The sequence below is a fragment of the Klebsiella sp. R445 genome, from assembly GCF_051131755.1.
GTDB classification, from domain to species: domain Bacteria; phylum Pseudomonadota; class Gammaproteobacteria; order Enterobacterales; family Enterobacteriaceae; genus Klebsiella; species Klebsiella lignicola.
On record NZ_CP180446.1, the window covers coordinates 4,285,532 to 4,311,199 of the forward strand.

General features: G+C 56.0%; 27 protein-coding genes. 9 read left to right on the forward strand and 18 right to left on the reverse strand.

Going from position 1 to position 25,668, the window contains the following annotated elements; genetic code table 11:
- Positions 1-27: 27 nt before the first annotated feature.
- The 3 genes from ACMYSN_RS20225 to ACMYSN_RS20235 form a co-directional block, all read right to left on the reverse strand.
- The gene (locus tag ACMYSN_RS20225) at positions 28-498 is read right to left on the reverse strand and encodes a PTS system mannose/fructose/N-acetylgalactosamine-transporter subunit IIB (RefSeq protein ID WP_462495948.1); all 471 of its coding nucleotides are present in this window, start codon (positions 496-498) and stop codon (positions 28-30) included.
- A gap of 11 nt (positions 499-509) precedes the next feature.
- Positions 510-941 carry a PTS sugar transporter subunit IIA gene (locus ACMYSN_RS20230; protein ID WP_462495949.1) on the reverse strand — a complete coding sequence of 144 codons (432 nt, stop codon included), beginning with the start codon at positions 939-941 and terminating at the stop codon, positions 510-512.
- Between the two features lie 200 nt (positions 942-1,141).
- A complete protein-coding gene (locus ACMYSN_RS20235) occupies positions 1,142-1,993 on the reverse strand; it encodes a MurR/RpiR family transcriptional regulator (protein ID WP_462495950.1) in 852 nt (283 codons plus the stop codon).
- Between the two features lie 696 nt (positions 1,994-2,689).
- Between ACMYSN_RS20235 and ACMYSN_RS20240 the strand changes: the two genes are divergently transcribed.
- Genes ACMYSN_RS20240 through ACMYSN_RS20260 form a run of 5 tightly spaced genes read left to right on the forward strand, consistent with a single transcriptional unit; the run spans position 2,690 to position 7,701 of the window.
- A complete protein-coding gene (locus ACMYSN_RS20240; RefSeq protein ID WP_462495951.1) occupies positions 2,690-5,122 on the forward strand; it encodes a DmsA/YnfE/YnfF family dimethyl sulfoxide reductase in 2,433 nt (810 codons plus the stop codon).
- 12 nt (positions 5,123-5,134) lie between these two features.
- Positions 5,135-5,761, forward strand: coding sequence for a DmsB/YnfG family anaerobic dimethyl sulfoxide reductase iron-sulfur subunit (locus ACMYSN_RS20245; protein WP_462495952.1), 627 nt, complete (start codon positions 5,135-5,137; stop codon positions 5,759-5,761).
- On the forward strand, positions 5,754-6,527 hold the full coding sequence (locus ACMYSN_RS20250) for a dimethyl sulfoxide reductase anchor subunit family protein (protein ID WP_462495953.1): 774 nt from the start codon (positions 5,754-5,756) through the stop codon (positions 6,525-6,527). The genes ACMYSN_RS20245 and ACMYSN_RS20250 overlap by 8 nt, the downstream gene beginning before the upstream one ends.
- 44 nt (positions 6,528-6,571) lie before the next feature.
- A complete protein-coding gene (locus tag ACMYSN_RS20255; protein WP_462495954.1) occupies positions 6,572-7,168 on the forward strand; it encodes a molecular chaperone TorD family protein in 597 nt (198 codons plus the stop codon).
- Between the two features lie 29 nt (positions 7,169-7,197).
- Positions 7,198-7,701, forward strand: a complete 504-nt coding sequence (locus tag ACMYSN_RS20260; RefSeq protein ID WP_462495955.1) for a 4Fe-4S dicluster domain-containing protein — start codon at positions 7,198-7,200, stop codon at positions 7,699-7,701.
- Between the two features lie 4 nt (positions 7,702-7,705).
- Here ACMYSN_RS20260 and ACMYSN_RS20265 read toward each other — a convergent pair whose 3' ends face one another.
- Positions 7,706-8,638 carry a LysR family transcriptional regulator gene (locus tag ACMYSN_RS20265; protein WP_462495956.1) on the reverse strand — a complete coding sequence of 311 codons (933 nt, stop codon included), beginning with the start codon at positions 8,636-8,638 and terminating at the stop codon, positions 7,706-7,708.
- A gap of 92 nt (positions 8,639-8,730) precedes the next feature.
- On the opposite strand from ACMYSN_RS20265, the gene ACMYSN_RS20270 reads away from it, so the two are divergent.
- Complete coding sequence (locus tag ACMYSN_RS20270) at positions 8,731-9,207, forward strand: GNAT family N-acetyltransferase (RefSeq protein ID WP_462495957.1); 477 nt, start codon at positions 8,731-8,733, stop codon at positions 9,205-9,207.
- Between the two features lie 90 nt (positions 9,208-9,297).
- Here the strand turns inward: ACMYSN_RS20270 and ACMYSN_RS20275 are convergent, their stop codons facing one another.
- The 5 genes from ACMYSN_RS20275 to ACMYSN_RS20295 all read right to left on the reverse strand — a co-directional run bounded on the left by ACMYSN_RS20275 (position 9,298) and on the right by ACMYSN_RS20295 (position 15,365).
- Complete coding sequence (locus ACMYSN_RS20275) at positions 9,298-10,077, reverse strand: heme ABC transporter ATP-binding protein (protein ID WP_462498301.1); 780 nt, start codon at positions 10,075-10,077, stop codon at positions 9,298-9,300.
- A gap of 1 nt (position 10,078) precedes the next feature.
- The gene (locus ACMYSN_RS20280) at positions 10,079-11,074 is read right to left on the reverse strand and encodes a FecCD family ABC transporter permease (protein WP_462495958.1); all 996 of its coding nucleotides are present in this window, start codon (positions 11,072-11,074) and stop codon (positions 10,079-10,081) included.
- The gene (locus ACMYSN_RS20285; protein ID WP_462495959.1) at positions 11,074-11,892 is read right to left on the reverse strand and encodes a heme/hemin ABC transporter substrate-binding protein; all 819 of its coding nucleotides are present in this window, start codon (positions 11,890-11,892) and stop codon (positions 11,074-11,076) included. Before ACMYSN_RS20285 ends, ACMYSN_RS20280 begins: the two co-directional genes overlap by 1 nt.
- The gene (locus ACMYSN_RS20290; protein WP_462495960.1) at positions 11,889-12,920 is read right to left on the reverse strand and encodes a hemin-degrading factor; all 1,032 of its coding nucleotides are present in this window, start codon (positions 12,918-12,920) and stop codon (positions 11,889-11,891) included. The genes ACMYSN_RS20285 and ACMYSN_RS20290 overlap by 4 nt, the downstream gene beginning before the upstream one ends.
- Before the next feature lie 75 nt (positions 12,921-12,995).
- Positions 12,996-15,365: a porin family protein gene (locus ACMYSN_RS20295; RefSeq protein ID WP_462495961.1), complete on the reverse strand. Its 2,370-nt coding sequence runs from the start codon at positions 15,363-15,365 to the stop codon at positions 12,996-12,998.
- 214 nt (positions 15,366-15,579) lie between these two features.
- Here ACMYSN_RS20295 and ACMYSN_RS20300 point away from each other — a divergent pair, with 214 nt between their 5' ends.
- On the forward strand, positions 15,580-15,873 hold the full coding sequence (locus tag ACMYSN_RS20300; RefSeq protein ID WP_123756752.1) for an Rdx family protein: 294 nt from the start codon (positions 15,580-15,582) through the stop codon (positions 15,871-15,873).
- Between the two features lie 75 nt (positions 15,874-15,948).
- Entirely contained in the window at positions 15,949-16,299 is a 351-nt protein-coding gene (locus tag ACMYSN_RS20305; RefSeq protein WP_462495962.1) for a nitrous oxide-stimulated promoter family protein, read from the forward strand.
- An 81-nt stretch (positions 16,300-16,380) separates the two neighbouring features.
- On the opposite strand, the gene ACMYSN_RS20310 is transcribed toward ACMYSN_RS20305, so the two are convergent.
- From ACMYSN_RS20310 to ACMYSN_RS20350, 9 genes are all read right to left on the reverse strand, one after another.
- Entirely contained in the window at positions 16,381-17,226 is an 846-nt protein-coding gene (locus ACMYSN_RS20310; protein ID WP_462495963.1) for a metal ABC transporter permease, read from the reverse strand.
- The gene (sitC, locus tag ACMYSN_RS20315) at positions 17,220-18,068 is read right to left on the reverse strand and encodes an iron/manganese ABC transporter permease subunit SitC (RefSeq protein WP_123756754.1); all 849 of its coding nucleotides are present in this window, start codon (positions 18,066-18,068) and stop codon (positions 17,220-17,222) included. Before sitC ends, ACMYSN_RS20310 begins: the two co-directional genes overlap by 7 nt.
- Entirely contained in the window at positions 18,065-18,886 is an 822-nt protein-coding gene (locus tag ACMYSN_RS20320) for a manganese/iron ABC transporter ATP-binding protein (RefSeq protein WP_154143974.1), read from the reverse strand. The genes sitC and ACMYSN_RS20320 overlap by 4 nt, the downstream gene beginning before the upstream one ends.
- Positions 18,883-19,800 (reverse strand): metal ABC transporter substrate-binding protein, encoded by a 918-nt coding sequence (locus ACMYSN_RS20325; RefSeq protein ID WP_462495964.1) that lies wholly within the window; start codon positions 19,798-19,800, stop codon positions 18,883-18,885. The genes ACMYSN_RS20320 and ACMYSN_RS20325 overlap by 4 nt, the downstream gene beginning before the upstream one ends.
- 223 nt (positions 19,801-20,023) lie before the next feature.
- Positions 20,024-20,986 carry a LacI family DNA-binding transcriptional regulator gene (locus tag ACMYSN_RS20330; RefSeq protein ID WP_123756757.1) on the reverse strand — a complete coding sequence of 321 codons (963 nt, stop codon included), beginning with the start codon at positions 20,984-20,986 and terminating at the stop codon, positions 20,024-20,026.
- Between the two features lie 54 nt (positions 20,987-21,040).
- Positions 21,041-21,955 carry an ROK family protein gene (locus ACMYSN_RS20335; RefSeq protein WP_462495965.1) on the reverse strand — a complete coding sequence of 305 codons (915 nt, stop codon included), beginning with the start codon at positions 21,953-21,955 and terminating at the stop codon, positions 21,041-21,043.
- Between the two features lie 71 nt (positions 21,956-22,026).
- Positions 22,027-22,341 carry a PTS lactose/cellobiose transporter subunit IIA gene (locus ACMYSN_RS20340; RefSeq protein ID WP_123756759.1) on the reverse strand — a complete coding sequence of 105 codons (315 nt, stop codon included), beginning with the start codon at positions 22,339-22,341 and terminating at the stop codon, positions 22,027-22,029.
- Between the two features lie 102 nt (positions 22,342-22,443).
- The gene (locus ACMYSN_RS20345; protein WP_462495966.1) at positions 22,444-23,766 is read right to left on the reverse strand and encodes a PTS sugar transporter subunit IIC; all 1,323 of its coding nucleotides are present in this window, start codon (positions 23,764-23,766) and stop codon (positions 22,444-22,446) included.
- A 9-nt stretch (positions 23,767-23,775) separates the two neighbouring features.
- Positions 23,776-24,090, reverse strand: a complete 315-nt coding sequence (locus tag ACMYSN_RS20350; protein WP_123756761.1) for a PTS sugar transporter subunit IIB — start codon at positions 24,088-24,090, stop codon at positions 23,776-23,778.
- 174 nt (positions 24,091-24,264) lie between these two features.
- On the opposite strand from ACMYSN_RS20350, the gene ACMYSN_RS20355 reads away from it, so the two are divergent.
- A complete protein-coding gene (locus ACMYSN_RS20355) occupies positions 24,265-25,536 on the forward strand; it encodes a PTS sugar transporter subunit IIC (RefSeq protein ID WP_462495967.1) in 1,272 nt (423 codons plus the stop codon).
- The last annotated feature ends 132 nt before the right edge of the window (positions 25,537-25,668 follow it).

The following is a 25,668-nucleotide window of genomic DNA, read 5'->3' on the forward strand; positions in this document are numbered from 1 at the left end:
AATTTAATGTCGTCGTTCCCATTGGTGCTAAATTAACGTCTGCAGATCAACTACCGGATCTTTAGGTACCATCTGTATTTCCACTGGAATATTTCTGGCAATAATCGATTTAAATGCTTGTTCTTCTTCTGGCGTCACCGCAACGGCACGGGAAAGGCTTTTTCTGCCTTCCTGCATTCGCATTCCGCCGACGTTGAGCTTGTCGATTTTTACCCCATTTTCTACTAATGTATTTACGTCAATACTGTTGGTGAACAGCAGCATGGTGCGTCTTTTAATTTCCGTCTTTTGCAGAATTTCAATAAATTTCTGCACGCCGAATACCTGCACCTTTAATTCCGGTGGGGCGGACATGGTTAAAACCGATTGCTGGATTTTATCGCCAGCAACTTTATCGTTGATGATCAGCACTTGTTCGATATCGTGATTTTTTACCCAAGTGGTAATAACCTGTCCATGAATAAGGCGGTCGTCAATTCTTGCAAGATTAATGGGCATAATGATTTCCCCTACAGATCGGTTGATTGTGTGTATTCTGCTTGTAACGTTTCCCCGACGTTAAAACAGCTACCAGGGAAAACCTCTTCGATTATTGCGCCAATCTCTTTTAACGATAAATCACGGTTGCTGAGTACTTCCAGCAGCGTCGGGATATTGAATCCGCAGAACAGCAGAATATCGTCGTATGTCAGATAAAGCTCACTGGCTAAGTTGCAGGGTGAACCGCCCATCATATCGACAAGAATTACTACGCCGTTTCCCTGGTTTATCGCCTGGTAGGTTTCCAGCAAAGTGGCGCGGACGTCGTTGATATTAGCCTCAGGGGTCAGTGATACGACGGCAACGTTGTGTTGTTCACCAATCAGCATTTCCGCACAGGAAAGCGCGCCCTGGGCAAAGGGACCGTGGCTGATCAGAATGACAGGAATCTCAGTTTGCATGTTTTCTCCCGATCCTCTTTGGTTACATTGTTACTAAATGTTTGGTTATTTATAGTAACTATATTACTTTGAGGCGTGGGAATACACAGGCTAAAAGCCCATTTATCTATTCTGCGAGGGTGATCACTCTTGAGGTATTCATCGCCGCGTTGCGATTGCAATACGGCTGGTGGAGAAAGGGTACGACAGCGCGTTATCCGTCAGGATTTATGATTCTGGTTGTAGAAGCGCTGAGCGCGGTTCTGAGTTTGTTTCAACAAGCGTTCGTCATATTGCTGAATAAAGAGGTTTGTCACCAGCATATTGATAACCGAGAGCTGAGACATTTTTGAACGGATAGGGATCAGGCGCGATACGCTTTCGCTGGTGATGGTATGCAAAAGGATGGTGGCGAGCGTTGAGATGCGGCTTTGACCCATTTTGGTGATGGCAATCGACGGAACGCCCAACTCCTTCGCCATGGTAAGCAGCTTAACACCTTCCAGATTTTCGCCGGAGTGGGAGAGAATAATCACCAGGTCATGCTCATCCAGCGTATTGACGATGCTGTACTGGATGCTGTAATCCGAGTGACAGCTGACGTCCTTTTTAATTTTGATGAGCTGATACTCCAGCTCTTTACCCACCAGCCCGCTGCTGCCGGCACCGTAAATAACAATCTTATTGCTTTTTCTGATGAGCTTAATCGCCTGGTCGAGTTGCTCGACGTTGACGATAGCGTGAGTCTCATCAATAGATGATTTTTCGATCAGCTGAATTTTATGGTTTACGCTCTCGATAGATTCATCGAGATTAATGTCTTCCTGCAAAATCTTGTCGTGATTGTTGTTACCTGAAGAGGTTATCAGGTCAATTTTAAGATCGCTAAACCCCTGATAACCGAGTTTGTGACAGAGTCGCAATATGGTTGTCGTGCTGACATCGTTAGCCTTTGCCAGGGACTGAATGCTCATGCTTTTCAACAAAGATTTATTCGCCAGAATATAGTCGGCGACAAGGCGCTCTTTGGTGGACAGGCTGTTATTAATTTCTCTTAGCTTTAAGTCAAGCATTTGACCACCTTAATGGAATGAAACGAGCAATCACGCCGAACATTGTACTAGTTGGTTTGACACCAATCAAACAGGTGAGTTTATTGATGTCGACGTCAGAAACGGATTATTGGTACGGGGGAAAATTCTACAACACCGGGATTCCATCCTTGCATGTAATAGTCGTGTGATGGTTGCACTATCGCTATCCGCCTTTGCCCGGCAGTCACGCCAGCGCTTGCCATTGGTTCCGTGTGTAGGTGAGCGTCTTTGCCCGATCTGAGTCTCATAACAAAGTGTCCACCATTTCACGCAACCAATTATCCAGTGATGGAAGAAGCCGTTTTGTTTTCCACGAGCGTTCAGTCAGGCACTCTACTGTCAGTTTTCCCACTCCGATATAGCCGAACAGCAACAGGGAAATGTAAGGTTATTGTTCACAACGATACTTACAGAGATTGACGCTGGTAAAAACTTATCGCTCTATTTGTTAGTGATTCGCTATTAAACTCGTACAGATAACAGGGAACGCATATCTGATTTAACCGCCTGTCGATGATGAATAACGATGGAATATATTTACCATTTATCATTTACGTACATGGCTTGTGAAGTGTATCAATGTGGTCGCATGTTAATTGATTACTATCAATAATTTCCTTATGTTCAAATGTAATATTATTTGACCGGAAGCGAATTCAGGATGAATAAAATTAAATGAAAACAATAATCAATAAACTATTGCAACATGGCCTGTCCCGCAGACAGGTTATTGTGAACACGACCAGGATGAGTGCTGCGGTTGCGGCATCAAGCACACTGACCCTACCGTTTACTCTCAATGCGGCTGATACGGCCTCGGCTTCGGGAAAGGATGGGGCTGAGACCATAAGACATAGTGCCTGCTTAGTAAACTGCGGCGGCCGTTGCCCGCTGAAAGTGATCGTTAAAGATGACCGTATTGTGCGTATTGAACCGGAAGATGCCAAAGACGATGCGGTATTTGGCGAACACCAGATTCGTCCTTGTTTGCGCGGCCGTTCCAGTCGCTGGCGTGTTTACAGCCCCGATCGGATTAAATATCCGATGAAACGCGTGGGTAAACGGGGCGAAGGGAAATTTAAACGTATTTCCTGGGACGAAGCGACAGCATTTGTCGCTGAAGAATTAAAACGCGTGACGGAAAAGTATGGCCGTGAGGCAATTTATTATAACTATCAGTCGGGCGCTTATTATCATACCCAGGGTTCGCCTGCCTGGAAACGTCTGCTAAATCTTACCGGCGGCTATTTAAATTATCATAACACCTATTCCACGGCGCAAATTGCCACCGCAACGCCCTATACCCACGGCGCGTATATCGGGAGCCACTTTACGCAAATTGCTCATTCCGATCTAGTGGTGCTGTTTGGTCTGAATTTGTCTGAAACGCGCATGTCTGGCGGTGGACAGGTGGAAGAGTTACGTCGTGCGCTGGAAGCCTCGAAGGCGCGGGTGATTATTATCGATCCGCGTTATACCGACTCGGTGGTTACCGAGCATGCCGAGTGGCTGCCGATTCGCCCGACGACCGATGCCGCGCTGGTGGCCAGTATCGCGCACACGTTGATTACCGAACAGTTGATCAATGAAACAGAGGTAAATAAGTACTGCGTGGGCTATGACAGCAGCACGCTGCCCGAAGGTGCTGCGCCGAATGCCAGCTATAAAGACTACGTGACCGGTAAAGGTGATGACGGCATCGCTAAAACGCCGGAGTGGGCGGCTGAGATCACCGGTATTCCGGCGACGCGCATTCGCCAACTGGCGCGCGAAATTGCTTCGGCTCGTGCCTGTTACATTTGTCAGGGTTGGGGACCGCAGCGTCACGCCAACGGCGAGCAAACCGTGCGCGCCATTCAGACGTTACCCGCACTGACGGGCCACTTTGGCCTGCCGGGAACCAACAACGGTAACTGGCCATATGGCACCCGATACGGCGTGCCGCTGTTACCGATTTTGACCAACCCGATCAAGACCTCTATTCCGTGCTACCTCTGGACGGATGCGATTCAACGCCCGGAAATGATGACGGCCACCACGATGGGCGTGAAGGGGGCGGATAAACTGAAAACCGGCATCAAGCTGTTCTTCAACCAGGCCGGTAACACGCTGCTGAACCAGCACGGTGAGACCAACCGCACGCGCAAAATTCTCGCGGATGAAAGTTTATGCGAAACCATTATCGTCATTGAAAACCACATGACGCCGAGCGCGAAGTACGCCGATCTCCTGCTGCCGGAAACCAGCTATCTCGAAGCGGAAGATCTGGTGGACAGTTCCTATGCCACAGGCTCTCACAACTACATGATTGCCCTACAGAAAACGGTCACCCCGATGTGGGAAGTACGTAGCACCTACGATATCTGTGCCGATATCGCCGGCCATCTGGGGCTGCGTGAGCAGTACACCGAAGGGCGGACACAGGCGCAGTGGGCAGAAATGCATTATCAGCAGATCCGCGAAAAACGTCCGTACCTGCCGGAATGGCCGGTGGCGAAAGAGATGGGGGTCATCGACCAACGTATCGCGACAGACAAACAGAGCCTGGCGTTTGCTGATTTCCGTGCCGACGCCGTGGCCAATCCGCTGACCACGCCGTCCGGCAAGATTGAGATCTACTCGCAGGCGCTGGCCGATCTCGCGAAAGCGTGGACGCTGCCGGAAGGCGACCGCATCCCGGCGGTACCGGAGTTCTGCGCGGTGACAGAGTCGCATCTGAATAAAGCGCTGACCGCGAAGTATCCGCTGCAGTTAAGCGGTTTTCACACCAAAGGCCATACCCACTCAACCTATACCAACGTGCTGATGCTGCATGAAGCGGTACCGGATGAGGTCTGGATCAACCCGATAGACGCCAGCGCGCGTCAGTTGAAATCCGGCGATCTGGTGCATGTCTTCAACGATCGCGGTGTGGTGGCGATTCCTTGCAAGGTGACACCGCGCATTCTCCCGGGTGTGGCGGCGATGCCACAGGGGGCGTGGACCCGGCTGGACAGCAACGGTGTGGACGTGGGCGGGTGTATGAACACCCTGACCAGCCACCTGCCGTCGCCGTTGGCGAAAGGGAACCCGCAGCATACCAACCTGGTTGAAATCAAACGCGCTTAAGGAGTGTCCGCAATGAAACAGTATGGCTTTTATGTTGACTCCTCGCGCTGCTCAGGCTGTAAAACCTGCCAGGTCAGCTGTAAGGATAATAAAGATCTGGACGTCGGTCCGAAATTCCGCCGGGTCTATGAGTACGGCGGCGGAAGCTGGGTGAAAGAGGGGGAAAGCTGGCACAACGACACCTTTACCTACTACCTCTCTATCGCTTGTAACCACTGTGATGAGCCAGTCTGCGTATCAGGCTGCCCGACCGGCGCGATGCACAAGCGTGAAGAAGACGGTCTGGTACTGGTCGATGACAGCGTCTGTGTCGGTTGCCGCTATTGTGAAATGCGCTGCCCGTATGGCGCGCCGCAGTTTGATGCTAAGGCTAAAGTCATGCGCAAATGCGACGGCTGTCTCGACCGGCTGGAGCAAAATCTGCGCCCCATCTGTGTGGATTCCTGCCCGCAGCGCGCACTGGATTTTGGCCCAATCGATGAACTGCGCGCGAAGTACGGCAGCGAGAACGAAATCGCACCGCTGCCCACCGCGTCGTTTACTCATCCTAACCTTATTATTAAACCCCATCCGAAGGCTCGCCCAACGGGAGATAAAGAAGGGGCCATCATGAACATGAGTGAGGTGCGTCATGCATGAGTTACCTTTGGTCTTTTTTACCGTCTTTACTCAGAGCGCAGTTGGCGCGTTTATTCTATTGCTGATTGGCGGCACTCTGGGACAGATTGACAGGCGGCGTATGGCTGTTGGCCTTTTCTCGGCGATGTGTCTGTTTGGCGCTGGCGTGTTGCTGGGGATTTTCCATGTAGGCCAGCCTTTACGCGCATTGAACATGTTGCTGCGAGTGGGCCATTCGCCGATGAGCAACGAAATTGTGCTGTCGGCAGTGTTTGCCACGCTCGGCGGGCTGGGTTCTCTCGGTCTGCTGCTGAACCGTGGCGCGACCACGCTGTGTAAAGCGTTGGTGTGGCTGGCAGCGGTGGTGGGCGTGGTCTTTATTTTCGCCATCCCGCAAATCTACCAGCTGCCGACGGTGGTCACCTGGCGCACCTCGTATACGACGGTGATGATGGTACTGACCCCGCTGATTGGCGGCGGCATTCTGGCTGGCCTGTTCGGGCTGCGTCTGGGGTTGCTGGTGAGCGTGCTGGCGATTCTGGTGAGTTTCTGCCTGCGTCCAGGCTATGTTTTGACGCTTATGGATGCTGATGGAGTGCTGACCGCGGCGCAATCCAGTTGGTTCACTGCTCAGGCAGTGCTGCTGGCTGCCGGCATTGTCGGGGTGGTGGCCTGGGCACGACTCAAAACTAATATGGCCGTTCTGGCGGCCACGTCGCTGGTGGTTATTGCTGCGGAGCTGGTGGGTAGGATCGCATTCTACAACCTGTGGACGTTGCCGATGTAATCTATGAGCGGCTGTCGCCGCTCTGTTTTCAGGAGAAGTCAGGGATGTCCCCCGATATTTTATTACCGAGGATCCTCGGTGCACTGTTCTACTACTCTCCGGGACGACCGGAGGTGAAAGCACTTGTCGATTGTCTGCCCACGCTGTCAGATCTGTATCCTTGGCACGATCCAGAGCAGATTGCGGTGTGGTGTGCGGACTGGCCGTTGCACGATGATGACGAACTGGCATGGCAATTCTCTGTGCTGTTTGAAGGGCAGGGCGAGATGCCAGTGCCACCCTGGGGATCTGTCTGGCTGGAACGCGATAACCTGCTGATGGGCGACACCACAGCTGAGTACCGGACGTTTCTGCAGTCTCAGGGAATGGCTTTTAACTCGCGTCAGAATGAACCGGAAGATCAGTTTGGGCTGATGTTGTTAGCCTGCAGCGCGTTACTGGATGCCGGAAAAGATGCGGCGGTGAATCAGTTGTTAGAGGCTCATTTGCTACCCTGGGGATACCGCTATCTCGACAAGCTACAGTGCAACGCGGTGAGTCCGTTCTATGCCCGTCTTGCCGTCGTGACCACGCATTATTTACAGGATGTGCAGCAGCAACGGGCGTTGAAACCTGCGGCAAAACGGCTTTATTTTGGATGAACAAGTCTGAGAAATATTATCAGGAGTTGATGACTCACCGACACGTCAGTCGACGCGGGCTGTTTCGGGCGTTTGTCAGCGCGGCAAAACACACCACGCCAGAAGTACGGCCTATCCGGCTGGGGCATTCGCTGCCGCCAGGCGCGGCTCCTGACGCGGAGTTCGTTGCCCAGTGCACCCAATGTGGCCAGTGTATTGATGTCTGCCCAATGGGCGTCCTGTCCAGGCATGAAGACGGTTACCCGCAACTGATGATTGAGTTTGCCAGTTGTGATGGCTGCAGTTTGTGTATCGCCGCATGTTCGAGCCATGCGCTACGCGTACAGTCTCGTTTTGATACCGGACTGCGCCCGGTATTCAGTCATTCTGCCTGTGCGAATCCTGTCAGACAGTGTAAACAGTGCGCGGATGTATGCCCGCGACTGGCCTGCTTTATTGATGAGTCAGGGCTGGTGTCGGCTGACAACGAACGCTGTGATGGGTGTGGCGAATGCGTTGTACAGTGCCCTCACAATGCTCTCGCAATGCAGTAACGTTCTACCGATGAGCCAGAGACTCGTGCGCCAGTGCCTGCAGAATCTCCTTCAGCCAGTGGGTCACATCGCGCTTGCCGCTGCGCTTATGTGAATAAATCTTCACTTCAAACCTTGGTATCTCAAACGGTAGCGGAAAGATCTTGATATCCGCTGCCGGAAGCAGTTTCGTCGCGGCAAAACGGGGGATCGCCATCAGCAGGTCGCTTTCCGCCACGATAAACGGTGCGCTAAGCATCGATGGTGTTTTGATGGTGGTCTGGCGGGTATATCCCATCTGTTCCAGCTGTAAATCCAGCACCCCCAGCTTCTCATTCCAGGGCGTCACCACCAGATGCCGGGCGGCGAGATAATTCTCCAGCGTCAGCGCTGTCCGTCGGGTATTGCTGATGACGACGTACTCATCTTCGAACCAGCTGAGCTCATCCAGCTCCGGATGCCGGATATCTTCTGCCGTACTGAATCCAAGCGCCAGATCCACTTCGCCCGCCAGCAATTCGGTTAATGCCGGGCTGTGCGGCAGATAGTGGAGCTCAAAGCGCAGGCCCGGCGCGGCATGCTGCAGCTTATGCATTAGGGCCGGGAAAATGCAGAATGCGGTAAAATCGGTAATCGCAATATGTAAGCACTCGGTACTGCTGGCTGCTTCAAATTTCGGCTGGGGCGTCAGCTCCTGGTTCAGCAGTTTCAGCGCCGCGGCCAGGGTCGGCGCGAGCTGAATAGCATACACGCTGGGGCACATCCGGTGGCCTTCGCGATAAAACAAAGGATCATTGAGGGAGAGCCGTAGTCGCGATAACGCGTGGCTCAACGCCGAGGTGCTCATCGCCAGCTCATCCGCCGCCAGGCGAACCGAACGATGACGATAGATCGCATCAAAAACAGGCAGGAGATTCAAATCAATACGCCGCAGCGCCGGATGCATAATATTCATCATTACGTGATTTCATTGCACTTAATTCTCCTGACAATAACCCTTATGCTTAGCGCCATCAATGTTCACGCCAGACCGTAATGACAGGAAAACTTATGAGCATCAGGATTCGCCAGGCCCGCCCGGAAGACGTCACCACTATTTACGATATGATCTATGAACTGGCGGTGTATGAAAAAGCCCCGGAGCAGGTCGTTACCACGCCAGATGAGATCCGCGACACGCTGTTTGGCGCAGACAGCAAGACCGAAGCGCTCATCTGCGAAATTGATGGTACATCGGTAGGCTATGCCGTCTTCTTTACCAGCTATTCCACCTGGCTTGGACGGAATGGTATCTATATGGAAGATTTGTATATTTCCCCTGAGTATCGCGGCCAAGGGGCGGGCAGGGCGATGCTGAAGCATATCGCGCAATGTGCGGTACAACGCCAGTGCGGCCGCCTTGAATGGAGCGTGCTGGACTGGAACCAGCCCGCCATCGATTTTTACCTGAGCATCGGCGCGTTGCCGCAATCTGAGTGGGTACGCTATCGTCTGGATGGTGAGGCGCTGCTTAAGTTTGCCGAATGACCCTGCGCTAAATAAAGAAAACTCCGCCGAAGCGGAGTTTAGCGGATGGGCCGGTTTTGCCTCCGTCAGCAAGGCGATGGCGTTCGACGTTTACGGCGCCAGATAGACCTGCGGAATGGCGATGTCCGGGTGCTCGCCCAGGCGCACGTCGGCGCCGTACCAGCGGCCGATAACCGACTGACGGATGACCTCATGCGGCGTGCCCTGAGCCACCAGTTTGCCCTGATGCAGCAGCAGAATTCGGTCCGCCCAAAGCGCGGCGAGATTGAGATCGTGCAGCACCACGCAGACGTGCAGCAGGCCGCTGCGGGTCATTCGTTTGAGCAGGCGCAGCAGGTGCTGTTGATAGTACAGATCCAGCGCTGAAGTCGGCTCATCAAGAAACAGCCAGCCCTGAGGGGCGTTTTCATGCCACAGCTGGGCGAGACTGCGGGCGAGCTGCACCCGCTGCTGCTCGCCACCGGAAAGCGACGGGTAGCTTCTGCCTGCCAGATGGTCGCAGCCGGTTTCCACCATCACCTGCTGGATCATCTGCTGGTCCGGGTTTTTGCCCCACGGCGAGCGCCCCATGGCGATCACCGTTTCAACGGGCCAGTCGGCCTGCAGCTGTGTGCGCTGTAGCATCACCGCCCGGCGGCGGGAGAGCGCTCCGGGCGACCAGCTTTCCAGCGGACGGCCTTCCACCTGGCGTTCGCCGTCATCCGGGACCAGGAAACCGGTTAGCAGCCGGAGCAGCGTCGATTTCCCGGCGCCGTTCGGGCCAATCAGCGCCGTCACTTCTCCCGTGTGCAGCTGCACCGAGACATCATCGATCACCCGGCGTTGACCCAGCTGCAGAGAGAGCGAGGTGGCGCTATAAGCGTGATTCAGGTTAGCCATAAGTTGCCCTCTGCTGGCGAAAAATAAGCCACAGAAACCACGGCGCACCGAGCATGCTGGTCAGCAGACCGACCGGCATTTCAGCTGGCGCCGCGACGGTACGGGCGAGGGTATCCGCCAGCAGCAGCAAAATTGCCCCGGCCAGCAGCGATCCCGGCACCAGCCCGCGATGGTCTGGCCCCAGCCACATGCGCATCAGGTGTGGCACCACCAGGCCGATAAAGCCAATCACCCCGCTGATCGCCACCGACGAGGCCACCAGCAGTGCGCTGCACAGCAGCAACAGCCGCTGTAATGCCCGGACGTTGATGCCAAGGTAGTGCGCTTCTTCATCGCCAAGCTGGAGCAGATTAAGGCGCGATGCCATCAGCCAGACGATCGCCGAAGCGGGGATCATTAAGGTGGCCGCCACCAGCAGCGTTGACCACTCGGCCTGGCCGAGGCTGCCCATGCCCCATAGCGACAGCTGGCGCAGCTGGGTATCGTTGCTGATCCACGCCAGCACCCCCACCAGCGCGCTGCACAGCGCGTTAATCGCGATGCCGACCAGCAGCAGACGCGAAAGCGAACCATCCCCGGCTTTGCTGAGGATAAAAATCACCACCATCACTGCCATGCTGCCGATAAATGCCGCCAGCATCGGGGCATACAGCGCCACCAGTACCGGAACCGACAGCGGCAGCACCAGCCAGCAGGCGACCGCCAGCGCCGCGCCGCTGCTGATCCCCAACAGGCCGGGATCCGCCAGCGGGTTGCGGAACAGCCCCTGCATGACGCAGCCAGAAAGCGCCAGCGCGGCGCCCACCAGCAGCGCCAGCAGCACCCGTGGCAAACGAATGGTCAACCAGATATGGCGGAGCATCTCATCGCCCGGTGGCAACAGGCTGACAATCGGCAACGGCATCGCCCCGAGAGTCGTGGCGAACAACGTCAGGCCGATCAGCAGTAGCACCATTAACCACAGATTGCGGGAGGTGGTGGGGCGCATCAGGGGAGCTGCTCCGCTTTTTGGCGCAGCTGGCTGACGGCGTCAGGCGTGCGTGGGCCAAAGCCGAGCAGGGCCATATCATCAATCACCAGCACCTGCTTGTTGCGACCGGCCGGGGTTTGCGCGAGACCGGGCAGTTTCCACAGTCCGGCTTCGCCGCCCATGCCTTTGAGGCCATCGGCGGAGATCACCACCAGGTCCGGCAGACTCGCCACCACTCCTTCCTGGGACATGCTGCGATAGTGGTCAAAACCCTGCATCGCGTTTTGCAGCCCGGCCGCCCGAATGGCGCCGTCCGCCGAGGTCTGTTTCCCGGCAACCATGGTGTTCATGCCGCCATGGCTGAGAATAAACAGCACCCGCTTGTTGATGGGCTGCGTCGGTATCCGGGCTATTTGAGCGGCGACCGTCTGGCGTAGCGTATTGCCTTCCGCCTCTTTACCCAGCGCCTCGGCCACGGCCGCGATTTTGGTATCAATTGCCGCGAGGTCGTTTCCGCCCGGAATATTGACCACTTTCACCTGGTTCTCCTGCACCTTTTTCAGCACCAGCGAAGGCTGGGCCTGCGCGCTCGCCAGCACCAGCGTCGGGCGCAAAGAGAGGATCCCTTCGGCATTCAGCTGGCGGATATAACCCACATCCGGGAGTGAATGCGCGGCAGGAGGCCAGGTGCTGGTGCTGTCTTTGGCGACCAGTTGCTGTTGCGCCTGCAGGGCATAGACGATCTCCGTCACGTCGCCGCCGAGCGACACGATGCGCTCGGTCGCCGCATGGGCCCACAGCGGAAATGCGGCACATAACATCAGCCAGTATTTCATGCGGTTTGTCCCTGCGTCGTCAGGCTGTCAACCTGGTTCCGCCACGTCGCTTGCTCCGGGTGGCCTTCGCTGCGTTGCCCATACAACTGAGCAATCTGGGTTCCGTCCTGGGCAAACAGCTCCACGCTTGTGACGTGGCCATCTGAAGTGGGCTTGCGGGTCACCCACACTTCATCGATGCTATCTTCGCGCAGATGCAGGGTAAAGGCGGTGTTGAAGATGTTCAGCCAGCCGCGCATCGGCGTGAGTTTTTCCAGCGCACCAGTAAAGATCTGCACGCAGCCGCGGTTGCCAACGAAGATCATGATCTCGTTCCCTTCTTCGCGTATGGTCTCCAGCAGACGCGGCAGGGCATCACTATCAATGCGGCAGGCCAGGTCGTCGTTGACCAGGCGGAATGCCTGCTGGCGGGAGAGGTTATATTTGCGCAGCAGCCCGAAGAACTGATGCACGTCGGTCATGGCGCGCCATTCGCTTTCCAGCGCAGCGCCGTCGGCAGAATCCGCGTAGCGGGGGGCATCGACCGGGCGGAGAGCCAGCGCTTGCGGAGCCGTCTGGCTGTGCCCGGCAACCAGCGCATCCCACGCCGCCATATCGGTCTGCTCGGTGGTGTAGACCTTCAGCAGCGCGTCGCCGTGATGGTCGAAGAACTGGATACTCTGACGACCGTTGTCGTTCAGGTGGAAGGCGCTGGCCCACTGGCTGAGGAACAGGCGAAGATCGAGCGCGCGCGGGTTGAGAACCAGCCCCGCGTGGCCGTTAAGATGCTGGTGGGTAAACTGGCCAACCTGCTCATGGACCGCATATTCGTTACGGCAGATGCATTTGGTCTCGCCGACGCTTTCCAGCCCGGCAATCAGCACCCGCGCGTCATCCTGCAGGCGCGTGGCGTCGTATCCAACGCGTGCGGCGGTCAGTTCGGCTTCACTGATCGCCATTTCGGCGGCGATATCGCGCGCATATTTGGCGGAGGAGTTGGCTTTGGCGGTCTGATAACGCTGCCACAGGTCGTTTTGCGCGTTTTGCATAATTCACATCCTTCTCTACGATGAATATCCCCGGCCTCGTCAGGCCGGGGAGCAGGTTTATTATTATTACGGTGATTAGAAGTCGACGTTCACGCCCAGCTGCCAGGTTCGGCCCGGCATGACCGCCAGCGCTTTATCGTTGGCATCCTGGTTGGTGGATGTCTCAATATTGCGGCTGCTCAGGTAATCCCAGTATTTACGATCGGTAATGTTGTACACGCCGCCGTTCAGGCGCACGTTCTTCGCCACCTGCCAGTAAGCGGTCCAGTCCAGCATCCCATAGCCCGGTACGCGCATGTATTCGCTGGTGGAATCGGTAATCGCGGTGCCGGTGTTGGTGTAGCTTTCGCGGTTGGTGGCGGTGGCCTGCTTACCTTTCACAAAGGTCGCGGTCAGCGCGGTACCGTAGCGTTTGGCCGGGTCATCCCATGCCACGCCGACAATCGCTTTCATTGGCGCAACGCTATCGATGTCGACATATTTGTCGCCGCTGTAGCTGGATTTCGATTTGCCTTCGTTATAACCGTAGGCGAGGGTCGCGCTCAGGCCATTAACCTCTTCAAACCAGGTGCCGAAGTTGAACTTCGCGCTGATTTCACCGCCGTAGATATAGGCTTTATCACGGTTTTCCGCCTGATAGATGGTGTAGATATTCGACGGAACGTTGCTGAACTTATCCGGGTTACCGGAGCGCGTATAGCGGCTATAGGCGATGAAGTTTTTATAGCTGTTATAGAACAGCGCGGTGCGCATGGTGATCCCTTCCACCACTTCACCTTTTAAGCCCCATTCGAAGTTATCGCTGGTTTCAGTTTTCAGATCGGTGTTACCGATCAACGCGTATTGCGCCCGGCCGGCGTAGCTGGAGCCGAGGTTCCACGAACCGTACAGCTGGCTGGCATTCGGGAATTCAGCGCCGCGCTTATACTGCAGATAGGTCATGGCGCGTGGCGTAATGTCGTACTGGAAGGTTAAGGACGGCAAGACCTGGGTGTCGGAGTTTTTGCCGTACAGGGTGGCAACCGAGTCTTCGGTCAACACGCTGCTGTTAGTGGTCAGCGAGCTGAGGTTTTCAGGCCTGGTGGATTGATGCACCACGCGCACGCCCGGGATCACCGCAAAGTTGTGGCTATCCAAATCGAAGTTGATCTTGTCCTGTACGAAGCCGCCCAGCGTGTAGCCGCGGCTGTCCGCTTCCGGCTGCATGATCGCAGTGTAGACGCTTGGTACCGGTGACTGGCTAAACGGACGCTGAGTTTTGGTGGTGCTGGCGTTCAGGCCGGCGCTCAGGTCGTGACGACCGATCGACTTCGCCAGCGCGGTCTGGAAGCCCCAGGTGTCGGTATCGTAGTTGGAGTTGACCGTTTCCATCGCCAGGGAGGTGCTGTCCGGCATGTAGGTCCAGTCGTGGGCTTCGGTGTGCTGGTAATAGACTTTGGTCGACATGCTGTCGATGTAGTCATTCATCGGCGTCCAGTCGTCTTTCAGGCTGATGCCCCAGCGACGAGTCTGGCTGGTCTGGTTAGAAGTACCGATAACGCTGTTACCGCTGGAATCCCACGCGTCGTAATGGGTATGGTTGGTTTTGTGGTAGTAATCGAAGGTACTGGTCAGCTTATGTTCGTCGTTCGGCTGCCAGATCCCGGAGGCCATAAACGCGTCGGAGTGCCAGTTTGCCGGGTACGCCTCTACCGTCCCGCTGTTATTTTCCGTTTCCTGACCATCGCGGCGGCTGTAGACGAAAATGCCGCGCAGGGTTTCATCCCCGCCCGCCACCGTCACGCCGTTATGCCAGCTGCGGTCCGCCGAGTCATAGCCGCTGCGGTAACCAAACGCGCTGGTTTTTCCCGGATGCAGATAGTCATCCGCCGATTTCGGCTGGAACGAGACATTTCCGCCGATCGAGGTATTCACGGTTTCAGTTGAGGTTGCACCGGACTGAATATCGATGCTGCCGTACATGTACGGGTCGATATAATCGCGGCCGATGCCGAAGGTATTCAGGCCAGCACGGCTGACGTAGCTGCGCCCGGTGGCGTCCGGCTGGGCGATGCCGTCGACGTCAATGCCGACGCGGTTGCTTTCCAGCCCGCGAATGTTATACCCGGTGTAGCCGCCGCGGTCGAAGCCGCTTTTGCCGTTGCCCGAGCCGCCACTGGCGCCAGTTGCGCCAATCAGCGGTTCATAACGCATGATGGAGCCAAAGTCTTTGGCCCCTTTATCCTGCAGTTCCTGGGCGCTAACCGAATGTTCGCTGCCCGGCTTGAACACCGGCGCAGGTGCCGTGACCGTCATCTGCTCCGTCGTATCGGACGAAGCATCGTTGATCGAAGTTTGGGTGGTCGTATCAGCCGCCCCGGCGGTGGTCTGATACATTGCTGCGAGCAAAGAAGTCACCAGCAGGCTTTTTTTAAACCAGACAGGTGATTGAGTGGATTTATACATAGTAGCCACGCCTTGATAATTATTAGTATCGGCTCACGCGTTACTTCCAGATTTGCAGGTTAGTCCCGTTGTTTCCCTGGCGGACCGTATTCTCCATGCTTGTTGATTGCGAATGGTAATAATAGGCATTATCATTTGCAACAAGATCTTCAACTATTCCTCATTTATTCTGCAACCTGTTTACAATTACCCTTTCAGACACCGTGAGATCACCATGAGCCATAAAGCCAACATCACCATCAACTACTGCTCGCAATGTAACTGGATGCTGCGCGCCAGCTGGATGGCGCAGGAGCTGCTGCATACTTTCAGTACCGATATCGCCTCGGTGAAGCTGGTTCCCGGAACCGGAGGGATCTTCACGATCCACGTGGACGAGGTACAAATCTGGGAGCGCAAACAGGATCAGGGCTTCCCGGATGCCGCCGAGCTGAAGCGCCGGGTTCGCGATGTCTGCTTCCCGGAAAAAGCGCTGGGGCACGTGGATAAACCGGCCGACCCGGCGTAAGCGGCAGGGGAAAAACGGCTGCGCCCTGGACGTTAAAGGTGTATTATTTTTGCATCTTTATTGAGGGGAAAGGCCATGGCAGGAAAACGCATCGACCGTGAGAAACAGACCATTCGTTGCATGATTGCGCTCTACCAGCGCCGCTGCCCGGATGCGCAGGGCGATGCGGAGCACTATCAGGCACTGAACGTCTATGCGGATAAGCGGCTGGATAAGTGCGTGTTTGGCGAGGAGAAACCGGCCTGCAAGCAGTGCCCGGTACACTGCTACCAGCCGCAAAAACGCGAAGAGATGAAGCAGATCATGCGTTGGGCCGGGCCGCGTATGCTCTGGCGGCACCCGATACTGACCATTCGCCATCTGATTGATGATAAACGCCCGGTGCCGGAGTTACCGGAGAAATACCGCCCGAAAAAGTCGCGGTGATTTCCCCGGAGGCGACCCATCGCACCTGCCAGTAGCCCGGACAGATGCGCAGCATCGCCGCCGGGAAGCGTATTCTGACTACTAACCACCACTCACGGTCGCCTGGGTTCGACTATCGCGAACCGACGTACCGACAAATGTGATCACGAACAGCGCGCTGAACAGCACCACGATTGTCGGCGCCGGTGCGCTATCCAGATAAAACGACAGCCAGACGCCGGCGAAGCTACAGCTAACGGCAATGGCCACCGCCAGCAGCAGCGCGCTGACAAACCGTCGGGTCAGCAGCAGCGCAATGGCGCCGGGGGCAATCAGCAGCGAGATCGACAGAATAATCCCAACCGCTTTGAGCGTCGCCACGATGGTCAGCGCAATCATGCACAGCAGCCCGTAGTGCAGCAGCCCGCAGCGCAAGCCGCTGGCTTTGGCCTGATGCGGGTCGAAGGCATGCAGTACAAAATCACGCCATTTTAATCCGACAATCAGCGTAATAATTAAGGCAATCACCGACGTTTGCCCAATATCACTCGCGGAAATCCCCAGCATATCGCCAAACAGAATGTGGTCGAGATGGACCTCCGACTGGATCGAGACGTACAGCACCAGCCCGGCGCCAAACATCCCGGAAAAGACAATGCCCATAATGGTATCGCGTTTGATGCGGCTGTTATCGTCGAGATAGCCGGTGGCCACGGCGCAGAACAGGCCGGCGACAAAGGCGCCGATGGCGAACGGAATACCGATAATGTAGGCCACCACCACGCCGGGGAAGACCGCGTGACTCATGGCATCTCCCATTAACGCCCAACCTTTCAGCACCAAAAATACCGACAGCAGCGCGCACGGGACGGCGACAATCGTCGCCACCAGGAGGGCGTTAATCATAAACGAAAACTGGAAGGGTTCGAGGAGGGTTGTTATCAGCATGAAGACCTCCGGGCGCGGCGACGGTTAGCCAACAGACCGTGTTTAGGCGCCATCACAAAGGTGATTAAAAAGATCAGCGTCTGGGCCACCACGATAATGCCGCCGGTGGCGCCGTCCAGATAGTAGCTTAGCCAGGCGCCGAAAAAGCTGGTCAGGCTGCCAATGGCCACGGCAATCGCCAGCAGACGCGGAAAGCGGTCGGTCAGCAGCCAGGCGGTGGCACCGGGGGTGACCACCAGGCAAATTACCAGGAAGGCGCCCACGGTTTGCAGGGCCGCCACGGTACAGGCTGCCAATAGGGTGAAGAACAGCAGCTTCAGCCCGGTGGTGTTGAGGCCAATGGAGCGGGCGTGACTTTCATCGAAAAAGGTCACCATCAGATCTTTCCATTTCAGTAGCAGTATCACCATTGAAATCGATCCGATGGCCGCCAGCTGGATAATATCCTCCGGCGCAATCGCCAGAATATTCCCGAGAATAATGGTCTGGATATTCACCGAGGTCGGGTTGAGGGAGACCATAAACAGCCCGATGCCGAAGAACGAGGAGAATATCAGGCCGATAATGGCGTCTTCTTTCAGCTTCGACCGTTGGTTGAGAAACAGCATGCTGCCTGCCGCCAGCCCGCCGGAGAGAAACGCGCCGACGGCAAAGGGCAGACCCAACATATACGCCCCGGCGACGCCGGGCACGATGGAGTGGGAGAGGGCATCGCCAATCAGCGACCAGCCTTTCAGCATCAGGTAGCAGGAGAGAAAAGCGCAGACGCCGCCCACCAGTGCCGATACCCACATCGCATTCAGCATGTATTGATAGCCAAACGGCTCAAGCAGCCAGTTCACTCTTCACCGCCCGTCGCCCGGCGGCTGATAAACGGACGTTCATCGTCAGTAATGACCTGAGTTTCACCGCCGCTGAGCACCACGTGGCGCAGGACGCCGCTGAACGCGCGCTCGAGGTTTCCGGCAGTGAAGGTGGTTTCCGTCGGCCCGCTGGCCAACACGGTACCTTTGACCATCACCGTATAATCGCAAAACTCGCTGACCGACCCGAGATTATGGGTGGAGACCAGCATGGTGCAGCCTTCATCGCGCAGTTCGCGCAGCAGGGCGATGATCCGCGCTTCGGTCTGGACGTCAACGCCGGTGAACGGTTCGTCGAGCAGAATCACCTGGCCTTGCTGAGCAATAGCGCGGGCAAGAAACACCCGCTTTTTCTGCCCGCCGGAAAGCTCGCCGATTTGCCGATGGCGGTACTCGCTCATGCCGACCCGGGCCAGCGCCGCATCGACGCGCTGGTGATCCTCGGCTTTGGCCCGCCGCAGCCATCCCATGTGTCCGTAGCGGCCCATCATCACCACATCCTCTACCAGCACCGGGAAGGACCAGTCCACATCCTCAGACTGCGGTACATAGGCCACCAGGTTCTGGCGCAGGGCGCGATTGACCGGCTGCCCAAGAATAGCAATCTCGCCGTGGGACAGGCGGACAAAGCCCATCAGTGCTTTAAACAGCGTCGATTTCCCCGAGCCATTCACCCCGACCAGCGCGGCAATCGAACCGCGCGGGACGCTGAACGTCGCATCGCGCAGCGCCGTGTGGCCATTGCGATAGGTGACACTGACCTGGTTGACCGCAAGGCCGGCGATGTCTGTACTCATTGCTGTTTCCTCAGGCCGTCGTTGATGCCCTGGACGATGGTTTGCGTGGTGACGCGCAGCAGGTCCAGATAGGTCGGAACCGGGCCGTCGGCGGCGCTCAACGAGTCTACATACAGCACGCCGCCGTAGTGGGCACCGGCTTCTCTCGCCACCTGACGCGCGGGTTTATCAGAGATGGTGCTTTCGCTGAAGATAGTCGGGATATGCTCTTTTTTCATGGTGTCGATGGTTTTACGCACCTGCTGCGGCGTGCCCTGCTGGTCGGCATTGATCGGCCACAGATAGCGCTCCTTCAGCCCATTATCCCGGGCCAGATAGGAGAAGGCGCCTTCACTGGTCACCAGCCAGCGCTTATCTTCCGGCAGCCGGGCCAGTTCCGCTTTCAGCGGCGCCATGGTCTGGCGGATTTTCTCTTTATAGGCTTCGGCGTTCTGGCGATAGGTATCGGCATGCGCAGGGTCGTACTTCACCAGCGCGTCGCGAATGTTATCGACGTAGATCAGCGCATTGTCCATCGACATCCACGCATGAGGATTGGGCTTACCGTTATAGGGGCCATCGCTGATCCCCATCGGCTGAATGCCGTTGCTGACCACCACTTCCGGGACTCCTTTCAGATGCTGATAGAAGCGGGCGAACCACAGTTCCAGATTAAGGCCGTTGGTGAGGATCAGTTGCGCCCCCTGGGCGCGCTTAATGTCGCCTGGAGTGGGCTGATATTCGTGGATCTCGGCGCCAGGTTTGGTGATCGAATTGACCTGGGCCGCATCGCCGGCGACGTTTTGCGCCATATCGGCAATCACCGTAAAGGTGGTGATCACGGTGAATTTTTCGTTCGCCTGAACCGGGGCGATGGTCATTACGGCCAGCAGCGTGGTAAAGAGCAGATGTTTCAGCGACGGCAAATGCAGCATAAGATCCCTCATTGCGATGTGGTTAATTAATCATCTTTTATAGCCATTGCTATGTTATATAGCATAGGCTATTTACAAATGAAAATGATTATTATTTATGGTGGAGATGCCGGGATAATGATTAGCACGGCAAGGGCATCGCGGGAGCTAAGCGGGGAAATTGCAGGAATAAAACAGGGTATCTGCCTGCCCGGCAGGGGATAACAGCCCGGGCAGGATAAAATCAGGAGATGTCGGCGACCGACTGGCGTGGGATCAGGCGGCCTGCGAGAGTGCGTCCTTCGGTGGCAAATGCCGGACGCTCATCAATCAGGTTGCGGATGCGCTGCAGGCAGTTTTCCATCAGCTGTTCCAGCGGCCAGGAGATACAGGTCAACGGCGGATAGAGCAGCGAGGCCAGCGGCGAATCTTCGAGGCTCAGCAGCGAGACTTCCTGCGGCACGGCAACATTAAATTCGCGCAGCAGGCGCATGGCCTCCGCCGCGTAGCGGTCACGCTTCACGATAATCACCGAATATTTGCTGAAGCTGTTGATCAGCGTAAGCAGCGCCTGTTCGACATCGTCATTGGCGGTCAGCACCAGCTGGCGGTTGAAAGGAATCGAGTAGTTTTGCAGGACGTTACGATAGCCTTCCTGCATCTGGCGGCTGGCGTCATCGCTGTCGCTGTCAGAGAGCAGGGCGATGTGACGATGGCCTTTGCCAATCACGTAGCGACAGGCGCTTTCGGTAGCAAAGGCGTAGTCGTAACCCTGATTGTTCACCCCGGCGATGCTGAAACGATCGAAGGAGATCACGTTGCGTGGCGTATCCGCCGGCAGGGGGCCGAGCACCACCACGGCGACACACTGGCGCTGGAAATCGTCGATGACGGCCGCCTGCTCGACAGCATCCGTCACGTACTGGACGATCAGGTTTTTATTCAGGCTTTTCAGCGCCACAGACAGCAGAGGTAGCAGCCGTGCGCTGCTGCTTTCATCCCGCACCGGGAGCACCAGACCGACATGATTGGATGTTTGACTGGCGAGGTTCTGCGCGGCAAAACTTGGGCGATAGTTCAGCTCTTCCACTGCCCGCAGGACGGCTTCCCGGCTTTCGTCACGCACGCCGCGGGTGCCGGTGAGCACACGAGATACCGTCGCTCTCGAGACATTCGCTAATCTTGAAACATCATCAATGGTTGGCATGGTATTTTCTGCTTTGATTATTTCGCTTAGCTTAACATACCTGCTGAAAAAGTGTCATCGCCAGCGGTCCGTGGAATTTGCCAGAACCGGCAGCCACGCTGCCCCGCGCACGCCGCTGGCATCGCCGAAGCGAGCCGGTTTAATCTGGGTTCTGCAACTGTCGGAAAACAGATAAGGCACCAGCGCTGCCGGCAACGTGTCGTAGATTTTTTCAACGTTAGATAAGCCGCCGCCTAGCACAATGACCTGGGGATCGAGAATATTAATCACCGATGCCAGGCTGCGGGCAAAAGCATCGATAAAGTGCTGCCAGTGGGCCAGTGCCTGCGGGTCGCCCTCGCCAGCGGCCTGAATAATCGCCTCCGCTCGCGCCTGCTCGCCGAAGCGACTGGCAAAGCCGGTGCCGGAGATAAAGCTTTCTATGCAGTTCACTTTGCCGCAGTAGCAAGGCTGATCCGGGCCATCGCGCTCCGGCGTATAGCCCGGTAGCGTGTTGTGTCCCCATTCGCCCACGATGGCGTTGGGTCCGCTCAGTAGCTGCTGATTGACGGCGATGCCGCCGCCGCAGCCGGTGCCAATAATCACCCCGAATACTGTACTGGCACCAGCCCCTGCGCCATCCACGGCTTCGGAGAGCGTGAAGCAGTCGGCATCATTGGCTATCCAGACCGGCTGGCCGAGCTGCTGCTTGAGATCCCGACGCAGGTCGTGGCCGTTGAGGACCAGGCAGTTGCAGTTTTTAATCAGGCCGCTCTGCGGGTCGATGGCGCCCGGCAGGCCAATGCCAATCGTAAACGGCTGTTCGCTCCACTGGCGCACGCTGTCGATCAGGCCAAGCAGCTGCTGCATAAAGGCCTCATAGCTCTCTTTGTGCGTCGGTCGACGTTGGCGATAGACGCATTCGCCGTCGGCATTGAGCATCACGGCTTCCATTTTGGTACCGCCGATATCTAAACCCAGATGTAGCATGGTTGTCCTCAGATAAGAGTGGGGGAGTGCACTCCCGGACGGTCGCGTCAACGCCCGTCCGGGTCGCCCGGCTACTGGTGCAGCGGGCGTGAACGGTAGACCGCAATCAGCTCGGCGATCAGCTCTTTCGCCAGAATTGAGGTCATCAAATGATCCTGGGCGTGAACCATCACCAGCGTCATTTTGGTTTTCCCTTCCCCTTCATCGGCTTCAATCAGCTGAGTCTGGACCAGGTGCGCTTCGCGGGAATAGTGCGCGGCTTCTTTCATCTTCTCGTCAGCGGCGGCAAAATCCCCCTCTTTGGCACAGCTTAGTGCTTCAAAGCAGAGGCTACGCGCCTGACCGGCATTGATGATAATGCCCATGATTTGTTCTTCTGATTCCATCATAAATCTCCATATCCGTCATACTTCAAGCTGCAGGGGATTCACTGCGTCGCCGCCTGCCTGCAACTTGAATTATTTAGGATATACATAGTGTTGTGTGAATTAAGCGGACTGAGCCACGGCTTCAGTCTGGGCTGCTGCGTTGTCGTGTTCTTGCTGCAGCAGCTGTTTTTCGTAGGCTTTCAGGAACGGCATATACATCACCATCGCTGTGGCCATACAGATCAGGCACATGATCACCGGGCTAAAGCTCCAGTTAGCCGCCCACGATGCGCCAATCGGCGCCGGGGTGGTCCACGGGGTCATCGAGACCACGCGACTCACCAGATCCAGCTTCAGGGCAAACCAGGCGAGGGTGGCGTTAATCATCGGTACCAGCACAAATGGCAGGAAGAACAGCGGGTTCATGATAATCGGCGCGCCGAACAGAATTGGTTCGTTGATGTTGAACACGCCCGGGACGACGCCCATGCGTCCAATGGTACGCAGATGGACCGCCTTGCTGCGCAGCAGCATCAGCGCCAGCGGCAGCGTTGAACCAACGCCGCCAATCAGCAGGTAGTGGTCCCAGAAACCTTGCACATAGATGTGAGGGATCGCCGTACCCGCCGCCATAGCGGCCTGGTTAATCGACAGGTTCGCCATCCAGAACGGATTCATGATCCCGGTGACGATCAGCGCCCCGTGGATCCCGGCAAACCACAGTACCTGGCAGACCAGCACCGACAGCAGAATGGCGGGTAAGGTATCGGAGGCGGCAACCAGCGGTTTCACCAGCGACATGATCGCTTCTGGAATGATCATCCCCAGTTGCGCTTCGATAAACAGGTTCAGCGGATGCAGCGTCAGGACGATAGCCAGCACCGGGATCAGGATTTCAAACGAGCGCGCGACGCCAGCCGGGACTTCAGGCGGCAGGCGAATGGTAATGTTGTGCCGCTTGAGGAAGGCGTACAGTTCGGTGGAGTAAATCGCCACCAGAATCGCGGTAAAAATCCCCTGTCCGGAGAAGTAGGCGGTGGAGATCTGCCCGTCTTTCAGCGGGGCGGCTACCAGCAGGAAGGACATCAGCGACAGCATGCCAGCGGTCAGTGAATCCAGGTTGTGATGCTTTGCCAGGCTGGCGGCAATGCCGACCGCGATAAACAGGGTCATCACCCCCATGCTGAAGTTAAAAGGCAGCATCAGGGCATCGCGATGATCGAGAGAGAACTGTAGCCACGCCCGGGCAAATCCCCAGCTGGTATCCGGCGAGAAGGGCGGGAAGATAAAGACCAGCAGGAAAGAGCCGACGATCATAAAGGGCAGCGCCGTGATGAAACCATCGCGGATCGAGGTGACATACTTTTGCTGCCCGATTGCCCCGGCCAGCGGAGTAATTTTTTGTTCAATAACGGCGATCAATTTAGCGTACAGAGAGCTCATGATCTTTCCTTAGTGGTTGTTATCAATCAGGGAGAGCGCGAAATCCAGTACGGCGCCGCCTTTCTGCATGCCGTAATCCATCATGTTGATGGGCTCAACGCGGATCCCATATTTGTCCGCCTGCTTTTGCAGATCTTTCTGCATGTATTTCACCTGCGGGCCAAGCAGGACGACCTGATAGTTCCCGACCTGCTGATCAAACTCGGCGACGCCAAAGGCATTGATCTCCACCGGCAGACCGCGCTGCTCTGCTTCGGCAATCATTTTTTTCATCAGCAGGCTGGTGGACATACCTGCGGAACAACACAACATAATCTTTTTCATAAACCGTTCCTGGTGAGTTGGATGGGTGGACTATAGTCACAATGGCGTCATTACGGAAAGCGCTTTCCATTTGTGGATTTATTAATTGTGATAACGATCACCTAAGGCGGGCTTTTACTTTATGTTGTAGTGCGCGATCATCCAGCCAACAAAACCACTCGATAAGGTAGAACCATGAACAATCCGTTGATGAATGTTGCCGTGGACATCATCGAACAGCGTCTGGCGCCACTGGCGAACATCCTGACGCGCAATAATCACATTACGGCGATGCGCGATAGTTTTGCGCTGGCGATGCCGTTCGTGATTGTGGGGAGTTTACTGGTGCCCGTTTTGTTTCCGCCCGTTTCCATAAATGGCGCGACGACGTTCGGACAGTTCTACCTGTGGCTGCGCCCGATGCTGCTGCCGACGTTTGAATTGACCATCGGCCTGGTGGCGCTGATTGTTGCCTTCGGCGCCAGTGCCAGCCTGGCGAAGCAGTACCGCCTGCCGGAAAGGCTCTGCGGGCTGACCGGCTGCCTGTCGTTTCTGCTGTTCATTGGCTTTCGTGATAATGGCGTAACCAATATTTTCCTCGGCGGCATGGGGATTTTTACTGCGCTGATATCCAGTACGTATTCAATTGAAATAATTAGGTTTTTTTATAAGAGAGGCTGGTGCATTCGCTTGCCTGAAGAGGTGCCGCTGATGACCCGCAATGGGTTCCAGCTGCTGGTTCCGCTGCTGTTTGTGATGATTTCCATCAGCGTGGTCAATGCGCTGATGCAGCAAGCCACCGGGCGGATTTTACCGGAGCTGATCAGCGAAGCGGTCAGGCCGCTGGTGGTGGCCTCAGATACCCTGACCGCGGTGCTTATCTCTTTGTTTATCTGTAATTTACTGTGGTTTGTTGGTATCCATGGCGCGCTGATCATCACTGGAATAATGAACCCGTTCTGGATGACCTATCTGTTTGAAAACCAGCAGGCGCTGGCGGAAGGAGCGACGGCGTTACCGCATATCTACCTGCAGGGGTTCTGGGATTTCTACCTGCTGATTGGTGGCATTGGCTCGACGCTGCCGCTGGTCTTTATGGCGATGCGTAGCCGATCGCGGCAGCTGAAAAGCGTCGGTAAAATTGGCCTTATCCCGTCGTTGTTTAATATCAACGAGCCGATACTGTTTGGTTTTCCTATCATTATGAACCCGGTTTTCCTGCTGCCGTTTATCTTCGTCCCGCTGATAAACGCCTGTATCGCATGGTATTTGACGCAGATTGGCATCCTCGATCGGGCGGTGGCGATGTTACCGTGGTCGATGCCGTCCCCGCTCGGCGCGGCCTGGTCTGCAAACGGCAGCTGGAAAAATCTATGCATGACGCTGTTCGCCATCTTCAACGCATGGATGCTATACCGGCCGTTCTTTAAGGTCTACGAACGCCAGCTTGCCGACGCCGAACGCTAGTTTTTTTGCCCTTCTGCTGGCCGACATCTCGCCCGCGTCATGCGGGCGTTTGAATATTTCATTGCGTGATGTAAATCACAAATATATCTGAGTCCCCCTCAAATTTGTGAACCAGGCCGACAATAATGGAAA